The 19,905-nt window shown below is 52.0% G+C and carries 12 protein-coding genes and 1 tRNA gene; 7 read left to right on the forward strand and 6 right to left on the reverse strand.

The features are described from left to right. Positions 1-89: 89 nt before the first annotated feature. The 3 genes from HA050_RS20975 to HA050_RS20985 form a co-directional block, all read right to left on the reverse strand. Positions 90-1,427 carry a restriction endonuclease subunit S gene (locus HA050_RS20975; RefSeq protein ID WP_166830369.1) on the reverse strand — a complete coding sequence of 446 codons (1,338 nt, stop codon included), beginning with the start codon at positions 1,425-1,427 and terminating at the stop codon, positions 90-92. Next, positions 1,424-3,748, reverse strand: coding sequence for a type I restriction-modification system subunit M (locus HA050_RS20980; protein ID WP_166830371.1), 2,325 nt, complete (start codon positions 3,746-3,748; stop codon positions 1,424-1,426). The genes HA050_RS20975 and HA050_RS20980 overlap by 4 nt, the downstream gene beginning before the upstream one ends. Positions 3,749-3,984: 236 nt before the next feature. After that, positions 3,985-4,058 (reverse strand) — tRNA-Gly (locus HA050_RS20985). 302 nt (positions 4,059-4,360) lie between these two features. On the opposite strand from HA050_RS20985, the gene HA050_RS20990 reads away from it, so the two are divergent. The 3 genes from HA050_RS20990 to HA050_RS21000 are packed head-to-tail and all read left to right on the forward strand — an operon-like array spanning position 4,361 to position 6,541. Next, positions 4,361-5,050 (forward strand): ABC transporter permease, encoded by a 690-nt coding sequence (locus tag HA050_RS20990; protein ID WP_166830372.1) that lies wholly within the window; start codon positions 4,361-4,363, stop codon positions 5,048-5,050. Further along, the gene (locus HA050_RS20995) at positions 5,047-5,589 is read left to right on the forward strand and encodes a hypothetical protein (RefSeq protein ID WP_166830374.1); all 543 of its coding nucleotides are present in this window, start codon (positions 5,047-5,049) and stop codon (positions 5,587-5,589) included. The genes HA050_RS20990 and HA050_RS20995 overlap by 4 nt, the downstream gene beginning before the upstream one ends. Beyond that, the gene (locus tag HA050_RS21000) at positions 5,579-6,541 is read left to right on the forward strand and encodes an MlaD family protein (RefSeq protein WP_166830376.1); all 963 of its coding nucleotides are present in this window, start codon (positions 5,579-5,581) and stop codon (positions 6,539-6,541) included. Before HA050_RS20995 ends, HA050_RS21000 begins: the two co-directional genes overlap by 11 nt. A gap of 104 nt (positions 6,542-6,645) precedes the next feature. On the opposite strand, the gene HA050_RS21005 is transcribed toward HA050_RS21000, so the two are convergent. The 3 genes from HA050_RS21005 to HA050_RS21015 are packed head-to-tail and all read right to left on the reverse strand — an operon-like array spanning position 6,646 to position 12,325. Then, a complete protein-coding gene (locus HA050_RS21005) occupies positions 6,646-8,028 on the reverse strand; it encodes an efflux transporter outer membrane subunit (protein ID WP_205836541.1) in 1,383 nt (460 codons plus the stop codon). Next, the gene (locus HA050_RS21010) at positions 8,021-11,158 is read right to left on the reverse strand and encodes an efflux RND transporter permease subunit (protein WP_166830378.1); all 3,138 of its coding nucleotides are present in this window, start codon (positions 11,156-11,158) and stop codon (positions 8,021-8,023) included. Before HA050_RS21010 ends, HA050_RS21005 begins: the two co-directional genes overlap by 8 nt. 9 nt (positions 11,159-11,167) lie before the next feature. Next, positions 11,168-12,325 (reverse strand): efflux RND transporter periplasmic adaptor subunit, encoded by a 1,158-nt coding sequence (locus HA050_RS21015; protein ID WP_166830380.1) that lies wholly within the window; start codon positions 12,323-12,325, stop codon positions 11,168-11,170. A gap of 482 nt (positions 12,326-12,807) precedes the next feature. On the opposite strand from HA050_RS21015, the gene HA050_RS21020 reads away from it, so the two are divergent. The 4 genes from HA050_RS21020 (at position 12,808) to HA050_RS21035 (ending at position 19,338) form a co-directional block, all read left to right on the forward strand. Beyond that, positions 12,808-13,407, forward strand: a complete 600-nt coding sequence (locus HA050_RS21020) for a TetR/AcrR family transcriptional regulator (RefSeq protein ID WP_166830382.1) — start codon at positions 12,808-12,810, stop codon at positions 13,405-13,407. Between the two features lie 124 nt (positions 13,408-13,531). Continuing rightward, positions 13,532-14,728: an efflux RND transporter periplasmic adaptor subunit gene (locus tag HA050_RS21025; RefSeq protein ID WP_166830384.1), complete on the forward strand. Its 1,197-nt coding sequence runs from the start codon at positions 13,532-13,534 to the stop codon at positions 14,726-14,728. A 46-nt stretch (positions 14,729-14,774) separates the two neighbouring features. After that, positions 14,775-17,912, forward strand: a complete 3,138-nt coding sequence (locus HA050_RS21030; RefSeq protein ID WP_166830386.1) for an efflux RND transporter permease subunit — start codon at positions 14,775-14,777, stop codon at positions 17,910-17,912. Positions 17,913-17,988: 76 nt separating this feature from the next. Continuing rightward, positions 17,989-19,338 carry an efflux transporter outer membrane subunit gene (locus HA050_RS21035; RefSeq protein ID WP_166830388.1) on the forward strand — a complete coding sequence of 450 codons (1,350 nt, stop codon included), beginning with the start codon at positions 17,989-17,991 and terminating at the stop codon, positions 19,336-19,338. Positions 19,339-19,905 lie beyond the last annotated feature (567 nt).

Below are 19,905 nucleotides of genomic sequence, written 5' to 3' on the forward strand. Positions count from 1 at the left end.
TTGCTCATCTGCTCGTCATCCCCGAATGCTTTTGTCGGGGATCCGGCAAAACCTCTGGATTCCCGATAAGGGCACTCGGGAATGACGGTTTAGTTGGGCGCTTGCCAATCGCGCACGTCGATCTTGCCGGTGACGGCGGCGGAGATTAGGGCTGTGCGGCGTTCTTGCAAAAGTGAGATGCCTTTTCTTGCGTTTTCTTCTAACGCACTAAAGGTCTCCATACGTGCTTGAATTGTTGCATTAATCTGTTTTTGCTCTTCTTTAGGAGGAACAGGAAAGATGCTTGAAGCTAAATATTCATGTTCAATGCTCTCTACAGTTGCACCTTCTTTTGACCACTCCAGCAAAAGTGACTCTGTGTTGCCCAGAATATAATTGGCAGCATATTCAACATCAATTCGAGAGTTGAAGCTAAGAGCTTTCATATCTTGGTTTAGCGTAACTTTCACTGTGTTAATTGCGATTGGAATAGTCCTTTGTAATATTCCAGATCGAACGACCATGAGTAATGAACCAACCTCAACAAAATTTGTAGAAGATTCTTTGACGGCGGTTTCCGTGATTTTGTCTTGGCTATCGGAAATCCAAAACGATTTCATATCCTTTGGTGAGACCCAAGGAATATTACCATCAGTCCAATAGCTTAAATTCTCTTTGCTTGGAGTCCCGCCGCCACTAAATGAGCACAAGTATTTTAGTGGAGTGAGTCCCCAATGCTCCGGCACTTCGCCTAGCCATTCCACGCCGGAGTCTTTCATTGGGGCGTTGGGGTTGAGGCCTTTGGTGACGGCACGACTGATAATGGCTAGTCGTTTTTCTTTTAGCAATTCGATCAGCGCTTGCTGTTTTTCAATCAACAAATCAATCTTCGCCGTCTCGTGGTCGAGGAAGTTGGCGATGTTTTCCTGTTGCAAAAAAGTTGGCGCACTAACTTTAAGTGAAGCTATTTTTTCCTGATTTACATTCGGCTGCCCACCACCCGAAGATAAATTGATGATTTCTTGGCGCGTGGCATAGAGCCAGTAAAACAAATATTTGTTATGCAAAATTTCAGATGGCGGCATTACACAACAGGCTTGATTGGTTGTCGCAGCGTTGCCAAAAATACCAAGTCTGCCGATTGTTGCTCCATACATCGCGATAGCGACAGAGCCTTTTGGATGAACGCGCAAAGTTGGCAAATCGATCAATGCTTTGTCTGTAACTTTCTTTTGGGTGTCAAAAATAACATCCTCGCGAAGTTCACCCGTTGTTACCCATAGATTGTCACTGCCATAATAAATTTCGCCATCAGATTTTGGAGTTGTGCCGCTGGCTACGTATGGGCATGCATGCGCAATTTTCCACATATCCCAATCTGTTGGAATATTGCCAATCCACTCAACTCCAGAATCCTTATATTCCGCATACGCCTGATAGCGACTCATGAATGCACCTCTTGCAGCAAGGCCATGATCTCGGCACTGATGGCGTCCAAATCGGCGTCGATGTCGATCAAGTCGCGTGGCGGCTGGTATTGGTAGAAGTGGCGGTTAAACGGGATTTCGTAGCCGACAATGCCAATTTGGCCGTCTTTGTCGTCGGTTTTGTCTGCGGCTATCCACGCATCGGGTACGTGTGGCTGCACTTCCTTAATGAAATAGGCCTCGTTGATGTCGTTAACGCTGCTGCTCGGGTCGAGCGCGACATTTTCGTTATCGCGCAAATCGCCATCGGCCACGTATTCGATCACTTCATTGCCAACGGCGAACAGTCCGTAGAGTGGCTTGGCGGGTGACTTGTGAACCTTCTTGATCACTTTTTCGGCGGCGGGGTTTTTCCAGCTCACGGCGTTTTCGAGCTGCTTTTTCTCTTTGCTGTCGAGCGCCAGCTTGGCGGTTTTTAGCGCGGCTTTGAGTTGATCGTCGTATTGATTAAAGTCGTTAAACTGCGCGCTGCCGATGATGGCTTGCAGTGCGCGGGCTTTGAGCAATAGATCGCGCTGGCCGCGCCAGGTGTGTGCATCCAGCAGATCTTTGATGTGTTTTTCTTTCAGGTCGCTAAAGTGGCTTTTTACATAGGCGCGGATTTCGGCTTCGTAATCACCCAGCTGGCCGTAGTCCTGGCAATCAGCCGAGTCTTGCCAATGCGCAGCGCCGTATTCGGCATAAACCCACTTCATTGCGGCATTAAGCGCGCCGGTTTCATAGCGCAGCGTGGCAATGCGCTCATCGCTGAATTGGTAAGACAGACGCAGCGGGCGCTCGATGGTGAGGCGGCGATAGCCAAATTCGTGGTTGGCGAAGATTTTGGCCGCGAAGGTTTTAGCTACTTCGGCTTTCGGGTTCGCTGATTGGCGACCCCGATTGCTTTTTTGTTCCGCCGGTTTGTCCAGCTCGCGCGCATCAACCATGGCAAAGTCACCAAAACAGCGGGTGATTTCGCGGATATCAGCTTCAGACATTTCATTGCGCTTGCTGCCCAGCGATTTGCGCATCTTGCCGCAGAGGTTCACGCCATTGATCAGCTGCACTTTGCCGGTGCGCTCGGTAGTTTTTTTGTTCGACAGCACCCACACATAGGTGGCGATGCCGGTGTTGTAGAACATATCGGTGGGGAGCGCGACGATGGCTTCCAGCAAATCGGCCTCTAAGATATAGCGGCGGATTTCCGATTCGCCCGAGCCTGCGCCGCCGGTAAACAGCGGCGAGCCATTCAGAATAATGCCGATGCGCGAGCCGCCTTCCGAGGTGTCGCGCATTTTGTTGAGCAGGTGCAGCAAAAACAGCAGCGAGCCATCGGATACGCGCGGCAAGCCGGGGCCGAAGCGACCGTTAAAGCCTTTTTGGGTATTTTCGTCTTTGATGACGTCTTCGATTTTTTTCCAATCCACGCCAAACGGCGGATTGGATAGCATGTAGTCAAAACGCTCGGCATAGAGGTGATCGTTCGATAACGTATTGCCCAGCTTAATATTGGCGACTTCCTGCCCTTTGATTAGCATATCGGCTTTACAGATGGCGTAGCTTTCGGGGTTCAGCTCCTGGCCGTAGGCGACCATGCGGGCGTTGGGGTTGTGCTCGTAAACGTATTCCATACCCGAGGACAAAAAACCGCCCGTACCGGCGGTGGGGTCGTAAATGGTGCGGATCAGGCCTTCTTTGGTCAGCGCGTCGTCGTCTTCGCCAAACACCAGCGCGGTGGTGAGGTGAACAATATCGCGCGGCGTGAAATGCTCACCCGCCGTTTCATTCGAGCTTTCGGCAAATTTGCGGATCAGCTCTTCAAACACCAAACCCATATCGTGATTGGAGACGGCGGCGGGGCTTAGATCGGTAAGGCGCACTTTCTGTACGATTTTGTACAGCAGATTGGCGTCGTTCAAGAGGCCAATAAATTCGGCAAATTTAAAGTGATCAAAAATCTCGCGCGCGTCGCGGCTGAATGACTGGATGTATTTTTCCAGATTGGCCTTGATATTGGATTCGCCGAGCTTGGAGAGATCCATGGGGGAGGTATTGTAAAAACTGAGGCCACCCGTGGCGCGCAGCAGCAGTTTTTCCTGGCCTTCTTCCGGCAGATTCATCAGCTCGACAATTTCAACCTGCTTGAGCACGGCGGCTTTACTGTCAGCCAAGACACATTCCAAGCGCCGCAATAACGTAAATGGCAAAATAATGCGGCCATATTGGCTCTGCTTGAAATCCCCGCGTAGTAAGTCTGCAAGAGACCAGATATAGGCCGCGAGATTGTTAGTGGCTTGTGACATTGCTTTCATACCGCTTAAAAATAACTGATAGGCGGTATTGTAACGGGTTTAAGCAGGGCAAGGCGGGGAATGGGATTATTTAAGGAAATAAGGCTTCGTAGAGAGCAGCGAGTATCGCCAATCTAATAAATAACAAAATAATAATTTAGGGGGCAAGTAAGCAGCAAATAATCCAAGTATGAATCTTTATTAGGCGGTAAATTATAAGGCGTTGGATTTGTGGTGGGGCAGGGGATTGGAGCGGGCGATGGGAATCGAACCCACGGCGCTAGCTTGGGAAGCTAGGGTATTACCATTATACGACGCCCGCCGTGTAATGCTGGCGTATTGTAAGTGCGGTAGATGCTTTTTGCAAGCTTTCAGCGTGACACTATGACATTTTTACTTTGTAAAATGCATTGTCGGTGGCGTTTTTTATGCGATTTGTAAGAAAAAACGGATTTATTGAGTGGCATTCTAAGTAAATTCATTTAGACCATGATCTTTTTTTTGAAGTCTGATATAAGTAGGGCGTTTTGTAAGCGCAGCGGGTTTTGATCTTCCCGGCTACTTTCATGGCGCTTCCCGGTACGCGTTTCTATACTCGCTTTACCCTGGCCGCTTTGGCTTTCTATGCTTACTTCCTGGTTTCGGCCTTTTACCCATGCTGCAATGCACCGCGTTTTACTGCGCCAGTTGTATTTTTCTGGTGTGCAGTCGATCGGGGTGAGCGCTTTGGCGGGAGCCGCCATGGGGGCCATTGTGATTACGCTGGTGCAGGGTAATTTTGGGCAGAGCGGTGCCCGGGCCATGAATGTGCTGATGATCAGCTGTATGCAGGAAGTCGGCCCTTTGATGGTGGCTCTGATTTTTACAGCCCGCAGTGCTTCGGCGATTACCACAGAGCTGGTGGCCATGAAGGTGGCCGGAGAGCTGCGTACTTTACTCAGGCTGGGGATCTCTGTGGGCTATTACTTAATCTGGCCGCGGATTGTGGCTGCTGCGCTGAGCTGCGTGCTGCTTTTTTGTTATTTTATGGTGGCTGCCTTGTTTTGCGGCGCTTTAACAACGCCACAATCTGGCTTGATTGCAGAAATTGACAGCAGCTTAAGCCTGCTTTCTGCATCTTCTTTGCTGATGGGGCTGGCAAAAAGTGCCTTGTTTGGTTTTGTGACCAGTGCCAGTGCGTGTTATCTGGGCTTAAGTGCGGGGTTTGCCAGCACAGAGATTCCAAGGCTGGCTTCGCGGGCTGTTTTGGTAAGCATTGTGGCCATGCTGCTGCTTGATGCTTTGATTGCGGTTTTAGTGAGCCACCTGGCATGAATGCGCAGCGCTTACTGCTGGCTTGCCGTGATGCTGAAGAGAAAAATCAGGCGATAGATACAGTCTGTGCTTTTTTGCACCAGCGTAAACAGCCGTTTGGCTTACTGGTTTTGCGGGGGGCTTTGCTGAGCAATATTAATGTGGCTGAAAATTTATGGCTTTGTGTGAACTGGCACCGCCAGCAAAGTGCCGGGGATGTTTTGCCGGTGCTGCAGCAGCAATTGGCCAGGCTGGGTTATGAGCATGCACATGCAGCGCGTTTACTGGCTGCAAGACCGGCTCAGCTGAATACGACTGATTTACGGGCGGTGATATTGCTCAGGGCTTTATTAATGGAGCCTGTTGTTTTATTGGTGGATAACGATTGGTTTGCGGGCGTGCTGTACGCAGACCGGGATTTAATGCAGCGCGCTGAGCCGCTTATTGCGCACTGCCACTGGTGGGTGTTGAGTGACGATCAGGGTGAGCCTGTGCCAAATGTGGATTGGCAGCGCTGCGATCTTTCTATGCTATTGAATGAGTTTAAAAATGAGTATTGATGCACATGCAAACCCTTTGAAAAAAGACAAGCGGGCCCAGGTCGGGCTGTTTGTTACGGGTGGCGTGTTTTTTATGGCTACGGCGCTCTTTGTACTGGCCAGATCATTGGGCTGGTTTGAGCAAAGCTATACTTTAGAGTTTCATGCTGCAAGTGCCGAATCTTTAAATAAAGGCATGCTGGTGCGTTTATCGGGTCTGCCCGTGGGCAAGGTGACGGGGATAAAGCTGGAAGACGATGCGCGTGTGCGTGTCCAATTACAGATAAATAAAGATTTTCAGCGCTGGATTAAAAGCGATTCGGCGGCGTCTTTAGCGCGGGAAGGGATATTTGGCGACAGCTTTATTCAGATTTCTGCAGGCAGGGGCAAAGGGCCGTCTTTAGAAAGCGGGGCCGTCTTGGCTTTTGATCCGGGCAGCGGTATGAATGAGCTTTTGCAGCAGTTACGCGGGCGCTTGTTTCCGCTGCTGGAAGAAATGCAAAGCCTTGCTGCCTCGCTGAAAGCGCCGGATGGCCAGCTGGGCAGTACGCTGGGTGAGGCCCGCGCCTTGCTGCATGAGCTGCGCAATACCCGTATGCAAATTGATAAAACACTGGCGAGCGCCGCCTTGCTGACGCATAAAAATATCCCCGATACTTTAGGCTATGTGGACGGCACGCTGGCAGGGTTTAAAAAAACAGCACAAAGCACGGATGAGCAACTGGCTCAGATCAGTGGCAAGCTGCAGGACACATTAGATCAGTATGAGCGCACAGGAAATACTGCGGATCAGACGTTGAAAGAAGTACAAATTCTGGTGAAAGAAACGCGGCCTTTATTGCAAAAAGCTATTAAAGACGCCGATGTGGTGATGCAGAGTGCCAATCAGACGATGACTAATATGCATGATCACTGGCCGTTCAGCGGTGATGCCAAACCTGCATCCATGCCCGGTGAGGCGGCCGGGGAGTGATGATGCGGGGCGGTGAAGTACATCAGGCCGCATCAGACAATAATCTGTCTGATGCGGCCTGATGCGTTTGAAAGCAGGGCAAGCCTGCTGGCACATTTTATGGATTAAGTGCCTGCTTTCCAGCCTCCGCCCATGGCTTTATAAAGATCAACCGTTGCATTGAGCTGATCACGCCGGGCTGCGGCAAGGTTGAGCTGGGCCTGGAATAAAGAGCGCTGGGCGTCCAGTACTTCCAGATAGCCTGAAAAGCCATTGTCGTAGCGTAATGTCGCCAGCTTTAATTGCCTGCTGAGTGAATCCAGCTGCAACTGCTGGGCTGCCACAATTTTTGTGCTGCTGCTGCGGGCGATCAGCGCGCTTTGCGTTTCGGCAAAGGCTTGCTGAATACTCAGGCGGTAATTGGCGACGGCTTGCTTCTGGCGGGCGGTTGCGCCATCCACATTGGCGGCAGTGCGGCCATTATCAAACAGCGGTGCGGCCAGATTGCCAAAAAAAGACCATGTTTTAGCCGGGCCGGAAAACAGATCGCTGATCGATGCACTTTCTGTTCCAAGTAAGCCCGTCAGAGAGATGGTTGGGTAGTAAGCCGCCCGTGCTGCCGCAATGCGTGCACCTGCCGCTTTGAGTGATTGCTCGCTGGCCTGAATATCCGGGCGGCGGGTCAGCAGCTCAGATGGCAGGCCCAGCGGCACATTCACCGGCATAATAATCTGCTTGAGCTCTTTACCCCGGGAGATGCCCGATTCGATCATTTCACGCGGGTTCTGGCCGATCAGAATACTCAGGCTGCTGGCCACTTTGGCAATACTTTGCTCAATGCCGGGTACACTGGCTTGCGCGGCGGCAAGCTCCACCTCGGCCTGGCGCATATCCAGCTCGGAGGTGACGCCGCCTTCAAAGCGGCGTTTGCGCAGCTGAAAACTCTCCTGCCGTGTTTTGAGCGTGTCTTGCGCAATAGCAAGCTGCTGATCCAGTGCGCGCAAATTAAAGTAGGTTTGCGCCACGTTGGCGTAAAGCGCCAGCGCCACCGCATCGCGGTTGTATTCACTGGCTAACAGATCTGCTTTTGCGGCGTCATTGGTGTTTTTAATCCGCCCCCACAGATCCAGCTCCCAAGAGGCCGATGCGCCCAGCGAGTAGCTGTCTGACGGGCTGCCGATTTGTACAGACTGGCCCCGGCCCGCTTTGCCGGCTAAATCCAGCCGTGGCAGCTGCTCGGCAGAGCTGATACCCAGCGCAGCACGTGCTTCATCGATGCGGGCAGCGGCAATCACCAGATTCTGGTTATGCGTTTCTGCTGCGCTGATTAACTGATCCAGAACAGGGTCGTCAAATTGTGCCCACCAGTTACGGCCAATGCTGATATCACTGGCTGCGTCGCTGCGCCATGCAGCGGGCAGTTCAGTTTTGGTATCGGCGACGGGCGGTGTTAAGGCGCAGGCGCTTAGGGTGGATGCAATCAGAAGCGCGAGGATGGTTTTACGCATGATGATCTCCTGCTTCAGGGCTTGTAGCGGTTTTTTTCTCGCTGCTTTTCATAATTAAGCGGAAAAAGAGCGGGATAAAGAAAATAGCAATAAAGGTGGCAGCCAGCATCCCGCCAATCACGGGTGTGCCTAGTGAGTGACGGCTGGCCGAACCCGCGCCGCTGGATAAAACCAACGGTAAGCAGCCCAGAATAAACGCGAGAGAGGTCATCACAATCGGCCTGAAGCGTAAGCGTGCTGCGGAAAGGGCTGAATCAAGCAGACTCATGCCTTCTTCGTGCTTCATTACGGCAAATTCCACAATCAGAATTGCATTTTTCGCAGCCAGCCCCACCAGCGTCACCAAGCCAATCTGGAAATAAACGTCATTGGTTAAGCCGGTTAAAAATACCGCCAGCAGCGCACCAAACAGTGCAAATGGCACGGCGCTGATCACGGCAACCGGGAGTGTCCAGCGCTCGTACTGCGCCGCCAGAATCAAAAACACCATGATGATACCAAAGCCAAAAGCAAGCGCTGCAGAGGATCCGGCTGCTTTTTCCTGATAAGCCGAGCCTGTCCATTGCAGCTTGTAATCTGCACCCATCACGCTGGCTTCTACTTCTTCCAGTGCTTTAATCGCCTGGCCGGAGCTGACGCCTGGTGCGGGTTGCGCCATGATTTTAGCTGCCTGGAATACATTAAAGCGTTCAACTAATTCCGGGCCAACCGATGTTTTAACTTGCACCAGGCTGGTGAGCGGAATCATGTCGCCTTTGTCTGATCGCACATAGACATTACGGATGTCATCCGGGCGGGCGCGGAAATCAGCTTCAGACTGCAGCTGCACACGATAGGTGCGGCCAAACTGGTTAAAGTCGTTGACATAAACCTGGCCAAAGGTGGCTTGCATGGTGTCAAATACCTGGTTGATGCTTACCCCCAGGGCCTTGGCTTTTTCCCGGTCCAGATCCAGATAAATCTGCGGCACATTGGCGCGGAAAGTGGTGGAAACGCTGGCAAATTCCGGGCGTTTTTTAGCTTCATCGACAAAGCGCTGCGTGGCTTTAGAAAAGTCGGCGGTGTTTCCCGAACCCCGGTTTTGTAAATAGCCTTCAATCCCGCCTGTGGTGGACATGCCCTGAATGGCCGGAGGGTTGAAGGTGGCTGCAAAGCCATCTTTCATCCCCATATAGGCCATGCCCTGGAATTTCTTGGCCAGTGCAAATGAGCTGTCTGCCGGGGCGGAACGCTCTTTCCAGTCTTTCAGCGTTGAAAACACAATGCCGCTGTTACTGATAATGGCGCCGGAAAGAATATCAAAGCCCACAAAGGAAACGACGTTTTCGACGTTTTTATTGGCCATCAGCATTTGTTCAAATTGATTGCTGGAGGCGGCCGTCCGGTTGAGTGAGGATGCATCAGGCAGCATGACCGCACTAATTAGCGTGCCCTGATCTTCATCGGGCACCAGTGCGCCGGGCACTTTTTTCAGCAGCACAAAGCTGGCCAGTAAGATGGCAGCAAACAGCACAAAAGCGACGCCAACACGGCGATTCAGGAAGGCCACGCCACTGACGTAACCATTGGTAAGACGATCAAAGCTATTGTTAAACCAGACAAAAAACTTAGCCGGTTCGCTGTGGCTGTTTTTAAGCAAAATGGCACACAGTGCAGGGGTGAGCGTTAAAGCCACAATCCCTGAAATCACGACAGAAACGGCAATAGTCACTGCAAATTGCTTATACATCACGCCGGTCATGCCGCCCATAAAGGCCACCGGCAGGAACACCGCGCACAGTACCAGCACAATCGCAATCACGGGGCCTGCCACTTCCTGCATGGCCTGGATGGCGGCTTCTTTGGCCGAGCACTTGGTCTCGCTCATGATTCGTTCGACGTTTTCCAGCACCACAATGGCGTCATCCACCACAATACCAATGGCCAGTACCATCCCGAACAGGGTTAAAAGATTGATCGAGAAGCCTAAAATCAGCATTCCTGCAAAGGTACCAATCAGCGAAATAGGCACGGCAATACATGGAATCAGCGTGGCGCGGAAGTTTTGTAAAAACAGGTAAACCACGATGAATACCAAAATAATGGCTTCAAACAGGGTATGAACCACTTCTTCGATCGAGATTTTTACAAACTCGGTGGTGTCGTAAGGAATAGCGTATGAAATACCATCAGGGAAGCGGGTTTTAAGTTCTTCCATTTTGGCTTTAATGCCGTCCGCCACAGCGACGGCATTGGCACCAGGTTGCAGATACAGCGCAACCGCCACGGCGGATTTACCATTTAACCTGGCTTGCAGGTCGTAATCTTTACCACCCATTTCTACTCTTGCCACATCTTTCAGGCGGATTTTTGCGCCGTCAGCGGTGGAGCGGACAATGATGTTTTCAAACTCTTTGGCGTCTTTTAAACGGCCCTGGGTGTTTACAGTGTAAGTAAAATCAATCGGTGCAGTGGTTGGCTGAGCACCAATTTTACCTGCGGCAAATTGTGCATTTTGCTCGCGGATTGCGCCAATGACATCAGAGGGTGAGAGTTTAAGCTGCGCCAGCCGGTCCGGGCGCAGCCAGACGCGCATGGCGTAATCGGTTCCCCCAAACAGCGATGCATCACCAATACCAGGCAAGCGCTTTAACTCATCGATAATATTGAGCAGTGCGTAATTGGACAGATAGGTGGTGTCGTAGCGGTTGTTGGGTGAGCTGAGTGTTATCACGCTCAGAATCGAGGTGGATTTCTTCTTGACCGTCACCCCCTGGCGCTTCACCTCTTCAGGCAATTGCGCCAGCGCCGCAGACACGCGGTTATTGACGTTAATGGTGGCCTGATCGGGGTCTGTGCCAATTTCAAAGTAAACGTTCATGCTCATCTGGCCGTTTGATGCAGAGCCAGACTGAACATAAATCATCTTTTCAACGCCGTTAATTTGCTGCTCCAGCGGCGCGGCAACGGTTTGGGCGATGACTTCAGGGGTGGCTCCGGGATAAACCGCAGTCACAGAAACAACGGGCGGTGTAATGCCCGGATATTGCTCAACAGGTAATGAGCGCATTGCGGCCAGGCCCGCCAGCACAATAATGATCGAGATCACGCTGGAGAAAATAGGGCGCTCAATAAAGAATTTTGAAAACATAGTGTGTCCTTATCGGGCGGCAGGGCTGCTGGCCGGGGATGGGTTCACCACGGCGCCTGGTCTGGCTTTCATCAGGCCGTCTACAATGACTTTCTGGCCAGCTTTTAACCCTGATTCAACAATCACCTTTCCATCAATGACCGAGCCCAGTTTTACGGGAACAGGCACAACTTTATTGTCTGCACCAACTGTCATCACAATATGGTCGGCCTGCGACTGAACTACGGCGCGCTCCGGAATCAAAAGGGCGTTTTTACGTTTTCCCAGCTCTAAAGTTACGCGCACAAATTGCCCTGGCAGTAAGTCACCCTTGGGGTTTTTGAAAATAGCGCGGGCGCGGATGGTGCCGGTTTTGGGGTCAACCCGGTTATCAGAGAAATTAATCAGGCCAGTTTGTGAATAAACACTGCCATCGGCCAGTTTGATTCTGGCGGTGAAGTTTTTTGAATCGTTGAGTTTGATTTGCCCGTTACGTGTGGCGGCTTCCAGCTCCTGACGATCCTGCTCGGAGTAAGAAAAATTCACGTAAAGCGGATCAAGCTGGCTGATGGTGGTGAGGCGGCCGGAATCGCCTGTTGCAGAGATTAAGCTGCCTTCTGATTGCACCAGCTTACTGGTGGTGCCCGCAATCGGCGCGGTCACTTTGGTGTAGCCTAAATTAAGTTCGGCCTGCTTGACGCTGGCCTGAGCAGTCTGGCTGCTGGCGAGGGCAGAGGCGTAAGCAGACAGCGCATCGTCGTAATCTTTACGGCTGACGGCGTTTTCTTTGTAGAGCGGCATAATGCGATCCCGGTCGGCACGGGCTTTATCTAATTTAGAGGCCTCCAGCGAGAGCTGGCCCTTGGCCTGATCCAGTGTGGCTTTATAAGGCTCGGGGTCGATTTCAAATAAAACCTGGCCAGCCGTTACTTGCGCGCCTTCCACATAAGTTCTTTTTAATAAGATGCCGTTGACGCGGGAGCGTACTTCCACATCGCGATAGCCAGCCGTCTCGCCCACCATTTCTTTATTAAGTGCAACATCAGCAGGTTTTAATTCAATAAACCCAACCGGGGCGGGAGGGGGGATGACGGGGCCGGTTTCTTTGCCACAGGCACTGAGTAAAACGAGGGCGGTAAAGGCGCTGAGGCGAAATACATGGGGTAAAAACCTGGTTCCCTGATGCATGGGGTATCTCCGGCTGGTTATTTTAAATAGTGGCTAAAGCGATGTGTGCAGCTGCTTAAGTCCGGGGCTTTAAGAAACAGGCCGGCATGGCGTATTTCCAAACGCCCCTCTCTGCAGTACTTTTTGTCAGCGTTCAATGCAATGTCATTTGCATTGAAGAAAATCGGGCCGCTCAGAGTATTGGTTTTTATTTTTGCAAACCAGTGCATAGTGTTTTTATAAATTCACATTATTGCCTTGTGAGTTTAGAACTTTGTCAGCTTGTTCGCTTTTTTAGTTCAGGCTGAATGCAGACATTTGTTGCTTTTGTTGCTTAATCAAACACACAAATTTAGTGTGGTTATTTTGTGTACTTGTTTGATTTTGTTGGGGTTTATGTATAAAGAGCGGCGCGTATTTGTTAATGGGGCTTGCGGTGTTGTAAAGCCTTCACTTTTGTACTAATTTAGATTAGACTGTCCAGTCCAAAATGAGGTGTGGCGATGGTTAAGAGTAAGCTTGCAGAAGATGAATCAGGGCTTGACCCTGTCATTTGTGCTGCTAAGTCTGTTTTTTGTGAAATGGGTTACCGAGCCAGCATTGAAAAGGTGGCCGCCCGTGCAGGCGTGGCAAGGCAGACTATTTATAACCGTTTTGGCAGTAAACAAGCCTTGTTTGAATTAGCGATCGATCACTTTATTGGCGAGATGCTTGCGCCGCTGGCGGTGAATGAAGGAGATGTGCGGGAGCGTTTATTGCGTTTTTCTTTATCGTTTCGTGCGCAAATCATGACGCCGGAGTCGGTAAAGGCGCATCGGGTGCTGACCGGTGAGGCGCCGCGCTTTCCAGAATTAGCCCGCCGCCATTTTGAGCTTTGTATTGAGCGTACGGCAAAGCAACTGGCTGCGCAGCTGGAAACCGCCATGCAGGAGGGCGTATTGCGCCCGGCAGACCCTTTTGAAGCGGCCACGTTTTTATTTGACATGTTGGCAGGTTACGATCAGCTGAAATTATTGTTTGGTGGCGAGCCGCCCGATCCTGCAGGGGAAACGGCAAAGGTGAACCGTATTGTTGATATGTTCTTACGCGCATATCAGGTGTAAGTGTTTTGTGGTGTCAGTTAGGATTCAAGTGTTAAATTGCTGTATTCATAGAAATGAAATGCAATCTCATTACTGTTGAAATTTATAGGCATGAAAAATAATGTCATATTACAAAGGATTAGGAATGCTTCCTTCGCTTAAAAAAAGTGTGGTTTTAGTTATTGGAGCGGCCGGCTTGCTGGCGGCCTGCGGTAAACAAGAGGGCGGGCCTGGTGGCGCTGCGGGTGGTGGCATGCCGCCACCTGAAGTCACCGTGGTAACCGCTCAGGCTGGCAGCTCTGCGCTGACGCGAGATTTAAGCGGCCGGATTACCGCAGTGCGCACGGCTGAAGTGCGTGCACGGGTAGACGGTATTCTGGAAAAACGCTTATTTAACGAAGGCGGTGAAGTGAAAGCGGGCCAATCCTTATTTAAGATTGATTCGCGCGTGCTGGAAGCCAATGCGGCAACGGCAAAAGCTGCGCTGGCGAAAGCTAAATCCAGCGTGCTGATTGCTAAGCAAACGGCCGATCGTTATCGCCAGCTGGTGGGTGAGCAGGGTGTAAGCCGCCAGGAATTTGATCAGGCCGAGGCACAGCTGAAGCAGGCCGAGGCCGAAGTGGCTGCAGCTGAAGCAGAAGTGCGCCGCAGCAGTGTGGATCTGGAATACGCCAGCGTGCAGGCACCGATCAGTGGCCGTATTGGCCGGGCCTTAGTTTCAGAAGGGGCACTGCTGAATAAGGGCACAGGCACACCGCTGGCGCTGATCGAGCAGCTCGATTCGGTGTATGTAGATTTTAACCAGTCTGGTGCTGATCTGCTGCGCTTAAAGCAACTGGCCAAGGTGGGAAAGCTGAAACAAGCAACACTGCCGGTTGATTTACTGCTGGAAGACGGCACGCCTTACGCACACGCAGGCAAATTGCTGTTTGCTGAGCAAACTATTGATCCCGCAACCGGTACAGTGACTTTACGCGCTGAATTCCCTAATCCTGATCACCTCTTGCTGCCAGGTATGTTTGCAACGGTGCGTGTGGCACAGGGTGCGATGGATGCTACGGTACGCGTGCCGCAAAAAGCGATTGTGTCTTCGCCGCAAGGGCAGTTTGTTTATATCGTGGGTGGCGACAATAAAGTGGCGCCCGCTCCGGTTAAAACCGGCGGTTTCTCTGGAACAGACTGGATTATTCTGAGCGGCTTAAAAGGCGGCGAACGGGTGATGGTGGATGGTATTCAGAAAGTACGCCCGGGCGCGGTGGTGAATCCGGTGGATGCGGCTGCGGCTAAACCTGCACCCGCATCTGCATCTGCGACATCTGCTGCTGCCCCTGCAAAAAAATAGATGCTGCTGATGATGCATAAGCATCACTGGCGCATTAGGAGAGTTTATGTTTGCTCGATTTTTTATCGATCGCCCGGTTTTTGCATGGGTGATCGCCATTATTATTGTTTTGGCAGGTTTGCTGGCTTTTAAAAGCCTGCCGATCTCTCAATACCCCGAAGTGGCTCCGCCTGCTTTAACGATTAACGCCACCTATCCTGGTGCAAGTGCACAGGTGATGGAGGAAACGGTTACTGCGCTGATTGAGCAGGAAATGAATGGTTTGGAGAACATGCAATACATGAGCTCCAACAGCGACAGCGCCGGCAATATGGCGATTACGCTGACCTTCAGGCCAGGTACTGATTTGGATATCGCCTCGGTAGAAGCGCAAAACCGCGTAAAGCGGGTTGAAGCGCGTTTACCCAGCGAAGTGCGCCAGCAAGGCGTGCAGGTGGTTAAATCGCGTAGTAACTATCTGATGTTTGTTACGCTGCTGTCGCCTGATGGCAGTCACGACAATGTAGCGTTAGGTAGTTATGTGAATTCCAGCGTGATTGATTCGATCCGCCGTGTGCCGGGTGTGGGTGAAGCCATGCTGTTTGGCTCTGAATACGCCATGCGTATCTGGCTGGACCCGGCCAAGTTGACTGGGTTCAAGCTGTCTGCGGCTGAAGCGCTGGCTGCGGTTCGCGCCCAAAACGTGCAGCTGGCGACGGGTGAAATCGGCCAGTTGCCAGCACCACCGGGCCAGCAGTTTACGGCCACGGTTGTGACTCAGGGGCGTTATGTTACGGCAGAGCAGTTTGGCAATATTGTGCTGCGCGATGGCAAAAACGGCTCGCAGTTACGCTTAAAAGACGTGGCCAGGGTTGAGCTGGGCGCATCCGATTACAGCGTGCTGGCGCGTTTAAATGGTAAGAGTATTGCGGCGATCGGGATTAAGCTTTCCCCGGATGGCAATGCGCTGGAAACAGCTAAAGCGGTAAAAGCCAAGCTGGCGGAGCTGTCTAAGTTCTTCCCTAAGGGCGTGGCTTATGAAGTGCCTTACGATACATCCAAATTTGTGGATATCTCTATCCATGAAGTAATGAAAACCCTGGTCGAAGCGATTGGCCTTGTGTTTGTGGTGATGTATTTATTCCTGGGTAATATCCGCGCCACGCTGATTCCGACTATTGTTGTGCCGATTGCGCTCCTGGGTGCTTTGGTGGGCTTGCAGCTGTTTGGTTATTCGATCAATGTGCTGACGATGTTTGCCATGGTGCTTGCGATTGGTATCTTGGTTGACGATGCCATTGTGGTGATTGAGAACGTCGAGCGGATCATGTCTGAAGAAGGCCTTGCTCCGCGCGAAGCCACGCAAAAAGCGATGGGACAGATTATCGGCCCGATTATCGCCATTACCCTGGTGCTGACGGCCGTGTTTGTGCCGATGGCGTTTTTCTCGGGTGCGGTGGGCGCGATTTATCGTCAGTTCTCGGTGACTTTAGTGCTGACGATGTTCTTCTCGGCGCTGATGGCTTTAACCTTAACGCCTGCGCTGTGTGCAACCTTCCTTAAGCCTTTGAAAAAGGGCGAGCATCATGGCACCAAGGGCTTTTTAGGTTGGTTTAACCGTAAGTTTGCAGCTTTAACCCTGCGCTATCAGGGCTGGGTAGGCACATGCATTCGCAAAACCGGTTTATCCCTGCTGTTTTTTGCTTTGATTCTGGCCTCTACCGGCTGGCTGATGTCGCGCTTGCCTACGTCTTTCCTGCCTGATGAAGACCAGGGTTACTTTATCAGCGTGGTGCAATTGCCTGCAGGCGCAACGCACGAGCGCACCCTGGAAATTGTTCAGCAGGTTGAAGCACACTTTGTGAAGCAGCCAGAAGTCGATCGTGTGATTGCGATTGTGGGCTTCAGCTTCTTTGGCCGCGGCCAGAATGCGGCTCTGGCGTTTGTTACTTTAAAAGACTGGAAAGACCGTCCGCTGCCAAACGATCAGGTTGGCCCGGTGGTGCAACGCGCCAATATGATGTTGTTCCGCATTAAGCAGGCGTTTGCCTTTGCCACCAATGTGCCGCCGATTCCTGAATTGGCATCGGTGGGCGGGTTTGACTTCCGCTTGCAAGACCGGGCTGGTTTAGGCCGTGATCGCTTGTATGAAGCACGTAATATGCTGCTGGGCATGGCCGCGCAAAACAAAGCACTGGCCGGGGTTCGCCCGGATGGTCAGGAGCCGGGTCAGCAACTTTTACTTGATGTAAACAAGGTAAAAGCCAGCCAGCTGGGTATTGATATGACCGAGCTGAATAGCACACTGGCGATTTCATTAGGCTCTGCCTATGTAAACGACTTTGTACGCGAAGGCCGTATCTTGCGTGTATTGATGCAAGCCACACCAGAGAGCCGTCTTTCTCCGGATGATTTACTCAAGCTGCAAGTAAAAACGCGTGCGGGTAATTTAGTGCCGCTGTCTGAAATTGCCGTTGCAAAATGGCAGGCAGGTGCTTCAGCGCTCGATCGCTATAACGGCTTGCCTGCCTTTAAGATTTCTGGCGGTCCGGCTCCGGGTAAAAGCTCGGGTGAGGCGATGGATGCCATGGAAGCGATGGCTAAGCAATTGCCACCAGGTGTGGGCTTTGAATGGTCGGGTACGTCCTTTGAAGAGCGGCTCTCAGGCTCGCAAGCGCCATTCTTGTTCGGCTTGTCGATTCTGATCGTGTTCTTATGCCTTGCAGCGCTGTATGAAAGCTGGTCGATTCCGTTTGCTGTGCTGTGGGTCGTGCCGCTGGGTATCTTTGGTGCGGTGGCGGCCATGACATTGCGCGGCCTGCCGGACGATGTGTACTTTAAGGTGGGGCTGATTGCCATTATTGGTTTGTCGGCAAAGAACGCGATTCTGATTATTGAATTCGCCCGTGATTTGCAGCGCCAGGGCTTGAGTGCGATGGATGCCACGCTGGAAGCTTGCCGCTTACGCTTCCGACCGATTCTGATGACGTCCTTTGCCTTTATTGCCGGTGTATTGCCGCTGGCCATGAGTACCGGTGCAGGTGCGGCAAGCCGCCGTGCTATTGGTACCGGGGTGATGGGCGGGATGATTACGGCTACGGTCTTTGCGGTGTTCTTAGTGCCGGTGTTCTTTGTAGTGGTGCGCCGTTTCTTCCCGGAGAAACCCGTGGTACGCAGCGATGAAATTGCGGACGACCATCGTTAATCAGATTTGCCGGTCTTCGAAGGGCGGTGCGCCCGTCCTTCGGATCATGACGCGAACCAACAGGTACGAAAAACTGATGAAAAAACAATTAATGTCTAAGACCCTGCTGCTGGCAATGACGCTGGGCCTGGGCGCATGCGCGATGGGGCCGGATTACATCCGCCCTGCGGCGCCTGTTGCCAGTGTGGTGGGCAACCAGCCAGCGGATATAGCAACGCCACAGTGGGGGACTTATTTTTCTGACCCCGCTTTGAATGGGGTTATCGAAAAAGCGCTGGCGAATAACCGCGATTTAAAAGTCGCCACGGCCAGAATCGAAGAAGCCCGTGCGCTGTATGGTATTCAGAAGGCGGATTTTCTGCCTTCGGTGAATGCCAATGCCTCCGGCAATATCAGCCGCAGTAAGCCGGATGCGGATATCAGCCGCCGCTATGAAGCTAATCTGGCGCTGCTCTCGTACGAGGTGGATTTCTGGGGGCGTGTGCGCCGTTTAAGTGAAGCGGCCAAGGCCAACTATCTGGCAAGTGAAGAGGCGCAGCAATCGGTACGCAGCACGCTGATTGCCGATGTAGCCAATAGCTATTACAGCGCCCAGGCCCTGCAGGCCCGCAGCCGCTTTGCTGAGCAAACCGCCAAGGCACGGGCAGAAAGCCTGCGCGTGGTGAAGCGCCGCATGGATGTGGGCGTAGCCAATCGTCTTGATCTTTTGCAAGCCGAAGCCGCCCAGGATAGTGCCATCAGCGATCATACGGCGCTGGCACGTCAGGCCGCTAATGCCCAGACGGCGCTCGCTGTATTGGTGGGTGAAGCGGTAAGTCTGCCTGTGGCTGATTTAAATGCAGATGTGGTGCAGTTGCCAGGCGGTTTAAACTCAACCGTCTTGCTGGAGCGCCCTGATGTGCGCGCTGCGGAGCAAAAACTGGTAGCGGCTAATGCCAATATCGGCGCTGCCCGCGCGGCCTTTTTTCCTAAAGTCACTTTAATGGGCAGTGGTGGCGTGGTAAGCAATGAGCTGGAGGATTTATTCTCTGGCGGCAACCGCGCATGGAGCTTCTTACCGCAAATCAGCCTGCCGTTGTTTGACGGTGGCCGCTTACGTGCAGGTGCAGATATTGCCGAAGCACGCAAAGTAATTGCCGTGGCTGAATATGAAAAAGCCATTCAGCTGGCGTTTAAAGATGCGGCCGATGTGTTGTCAGATCAGGTTTGGCTGAGCAAGCAACTCACCGCTCAGCAACGCCTTGCGGAGCGTCAGGCGCAGCGTTTGAAACTGGCTGAGGTACGCTATGCATCCGGCCTGGCAGGCTATCTGGATGTGCTGGACGCCCAGCGCGAGTTTTACAATGCCAGCCAGGGCCTGATCGAAACCCAGCGTGCCCGTTTAGCCGCTTCGGCACAGGCATTTAAGGCTTTGGGCGGGAAGTAAAGTCAGATTGTGCTGGTCAACAAACGGCCCTGGCAGGGGCCGTTTGTTTATGTGGTAAGCATTGTCAAAGAGCAAGTTGAGCCGAGTGCCTTACGAATTTAATGCAAATTAAATAGATATAGACTTGTCTGCAGCTTTGAAATCTCGTGGCGCATCAATGATTGCGTGAAATGGGCTGCTGATTCCACTGGCAAGCGCTGAGAAACCCCATTTTCAGCGACGTTGCCATTTAGTTCTGACTGACCATTAAATGCTGTTTGGTATTGAATTACATCAAAACCATAAATCAAAATGCGCGGTTTTAAGCGAAGGGGAGAGCGTGTGATGGCGCAGTACTTTGACCGTTAGATTGCAGATTTTCAAGTATGTGCGGTGTTTTTAAATCGCATCCGGCAGCTGGGCGTGCGATGACGATGCGTGGCTGATTTGTGTCACAAAGGTGTCAATCAGCGTCCAATACTTTCCACCCGTCAGCGTCCAAAAGTTTCCAGTTTGTCAGCCCGTTTTCTGCCCCTTTTTACGCTGTTTAAACCTGAACGAATCATTGCCTGTTTCCAGAATTTCACA

Origin of the sequence: Iodobacter violaceini (genome assembly GCF_011601265.1) — a bacterium.
Lineage (GTDB): Bacteria > Pseudomonadota > Gammaproteobacteria > Burkholderiales > Chitinibacteraceae > Iodobacter > Iodobacter violaceini.

What these genes read in the sequence shown, in the direction of transcription:
- HA050_RS20975 (WP_166830369.1), bottom strand. Translation starts at nt 1,427, where the DNA reads ATGAGTCGCTATCAGGCGTATGCGGAATATAAGGATTCTGGAGTTGAG.
- HA050_RS20980 (WP_166830371.1), bottom strand. Translation starts at nt 3,748, where the DNA reads ATGTCACAAGCCACTAACAATCTCGCGGCCTATATCTGGTCTCTTGCA.
- HA050_RS20990 (WP_166830372.1), top strand. Translation starts at nt 4,361, where the DNA reads ATGCTTACTTCCTGGTTTCGGCCTTTTACCCATGCTGCAATGCACCGC.
- HA050_RS20995 (WP_166830374.1), top strand. Translation starts at nt 5,047, where the DNA reads ATGAATGCGCAGCGCTTACTGCTGGCTTGCCGTGATGCTGAAGAGAAA.
- HA050_RS21000 (WP_166830376.1), top strand. Translation starts at nt 5,579, where the DNA reads ATGAGTATTGATGCACATGCAAACCCTTTGAAAAAAGACAAGCGGGCC.
- HA050_RS21005 (WP_205836541.1), bottom strand. Translation starts at nt 8,028, where the DNA reads ATGCGTAAAACCATCCTCGCGCTTCTGATTGCATCCACCCTAAGCGCC.
- HA050_RS21010 (WP_166830378.1), bottom strand. Translation starts at nt 11,158, where the DNA reads ATGTTTTCAAAATTCTTTATTGAGCGCCCTATTTTCTCCAGCGTGATC.
- HA050_RS21015 (WP_166830380.1), bottom strand. Translation starts at nt 12,325, where the DNA reads ATGCATCAGGGAACCAGGTTTTTACCCCATGTATTTCGCCTCAGCGCC.
- HA050_RS21020 (WP_166830382.1), top strand. Translation starts at nt 12,808, where the DNA reads ATGGTTAAGAGTAAGCTTGCAGAAGATGAATCAGGGCTTGACCCTGTC.
- HA050_RS21025 (WP_166830384.1), top strand. Translation starts at nt 13,532, where the DNA reads ATGCTTCCTTCGCTTAAAAAAAGTGTGGTTTTAGTTATTGGAGCGGCC.
- HA050_RS21030 (WP_166830386.1), top strand. Translation starts at nt 14,775, where the DNA reads ATGTTTGCTCGATTTTTTATCGATCGCCCGGTTTTTGCATGGGTGATC.
- HA050_RS21035 (WP_166830388.1), top strand. Translation starts at nt 17,989, where the DNA reads ATGAAAAAACAATTAATGTCTAAGACCCTGCTGCTGGCAATGACGCTG.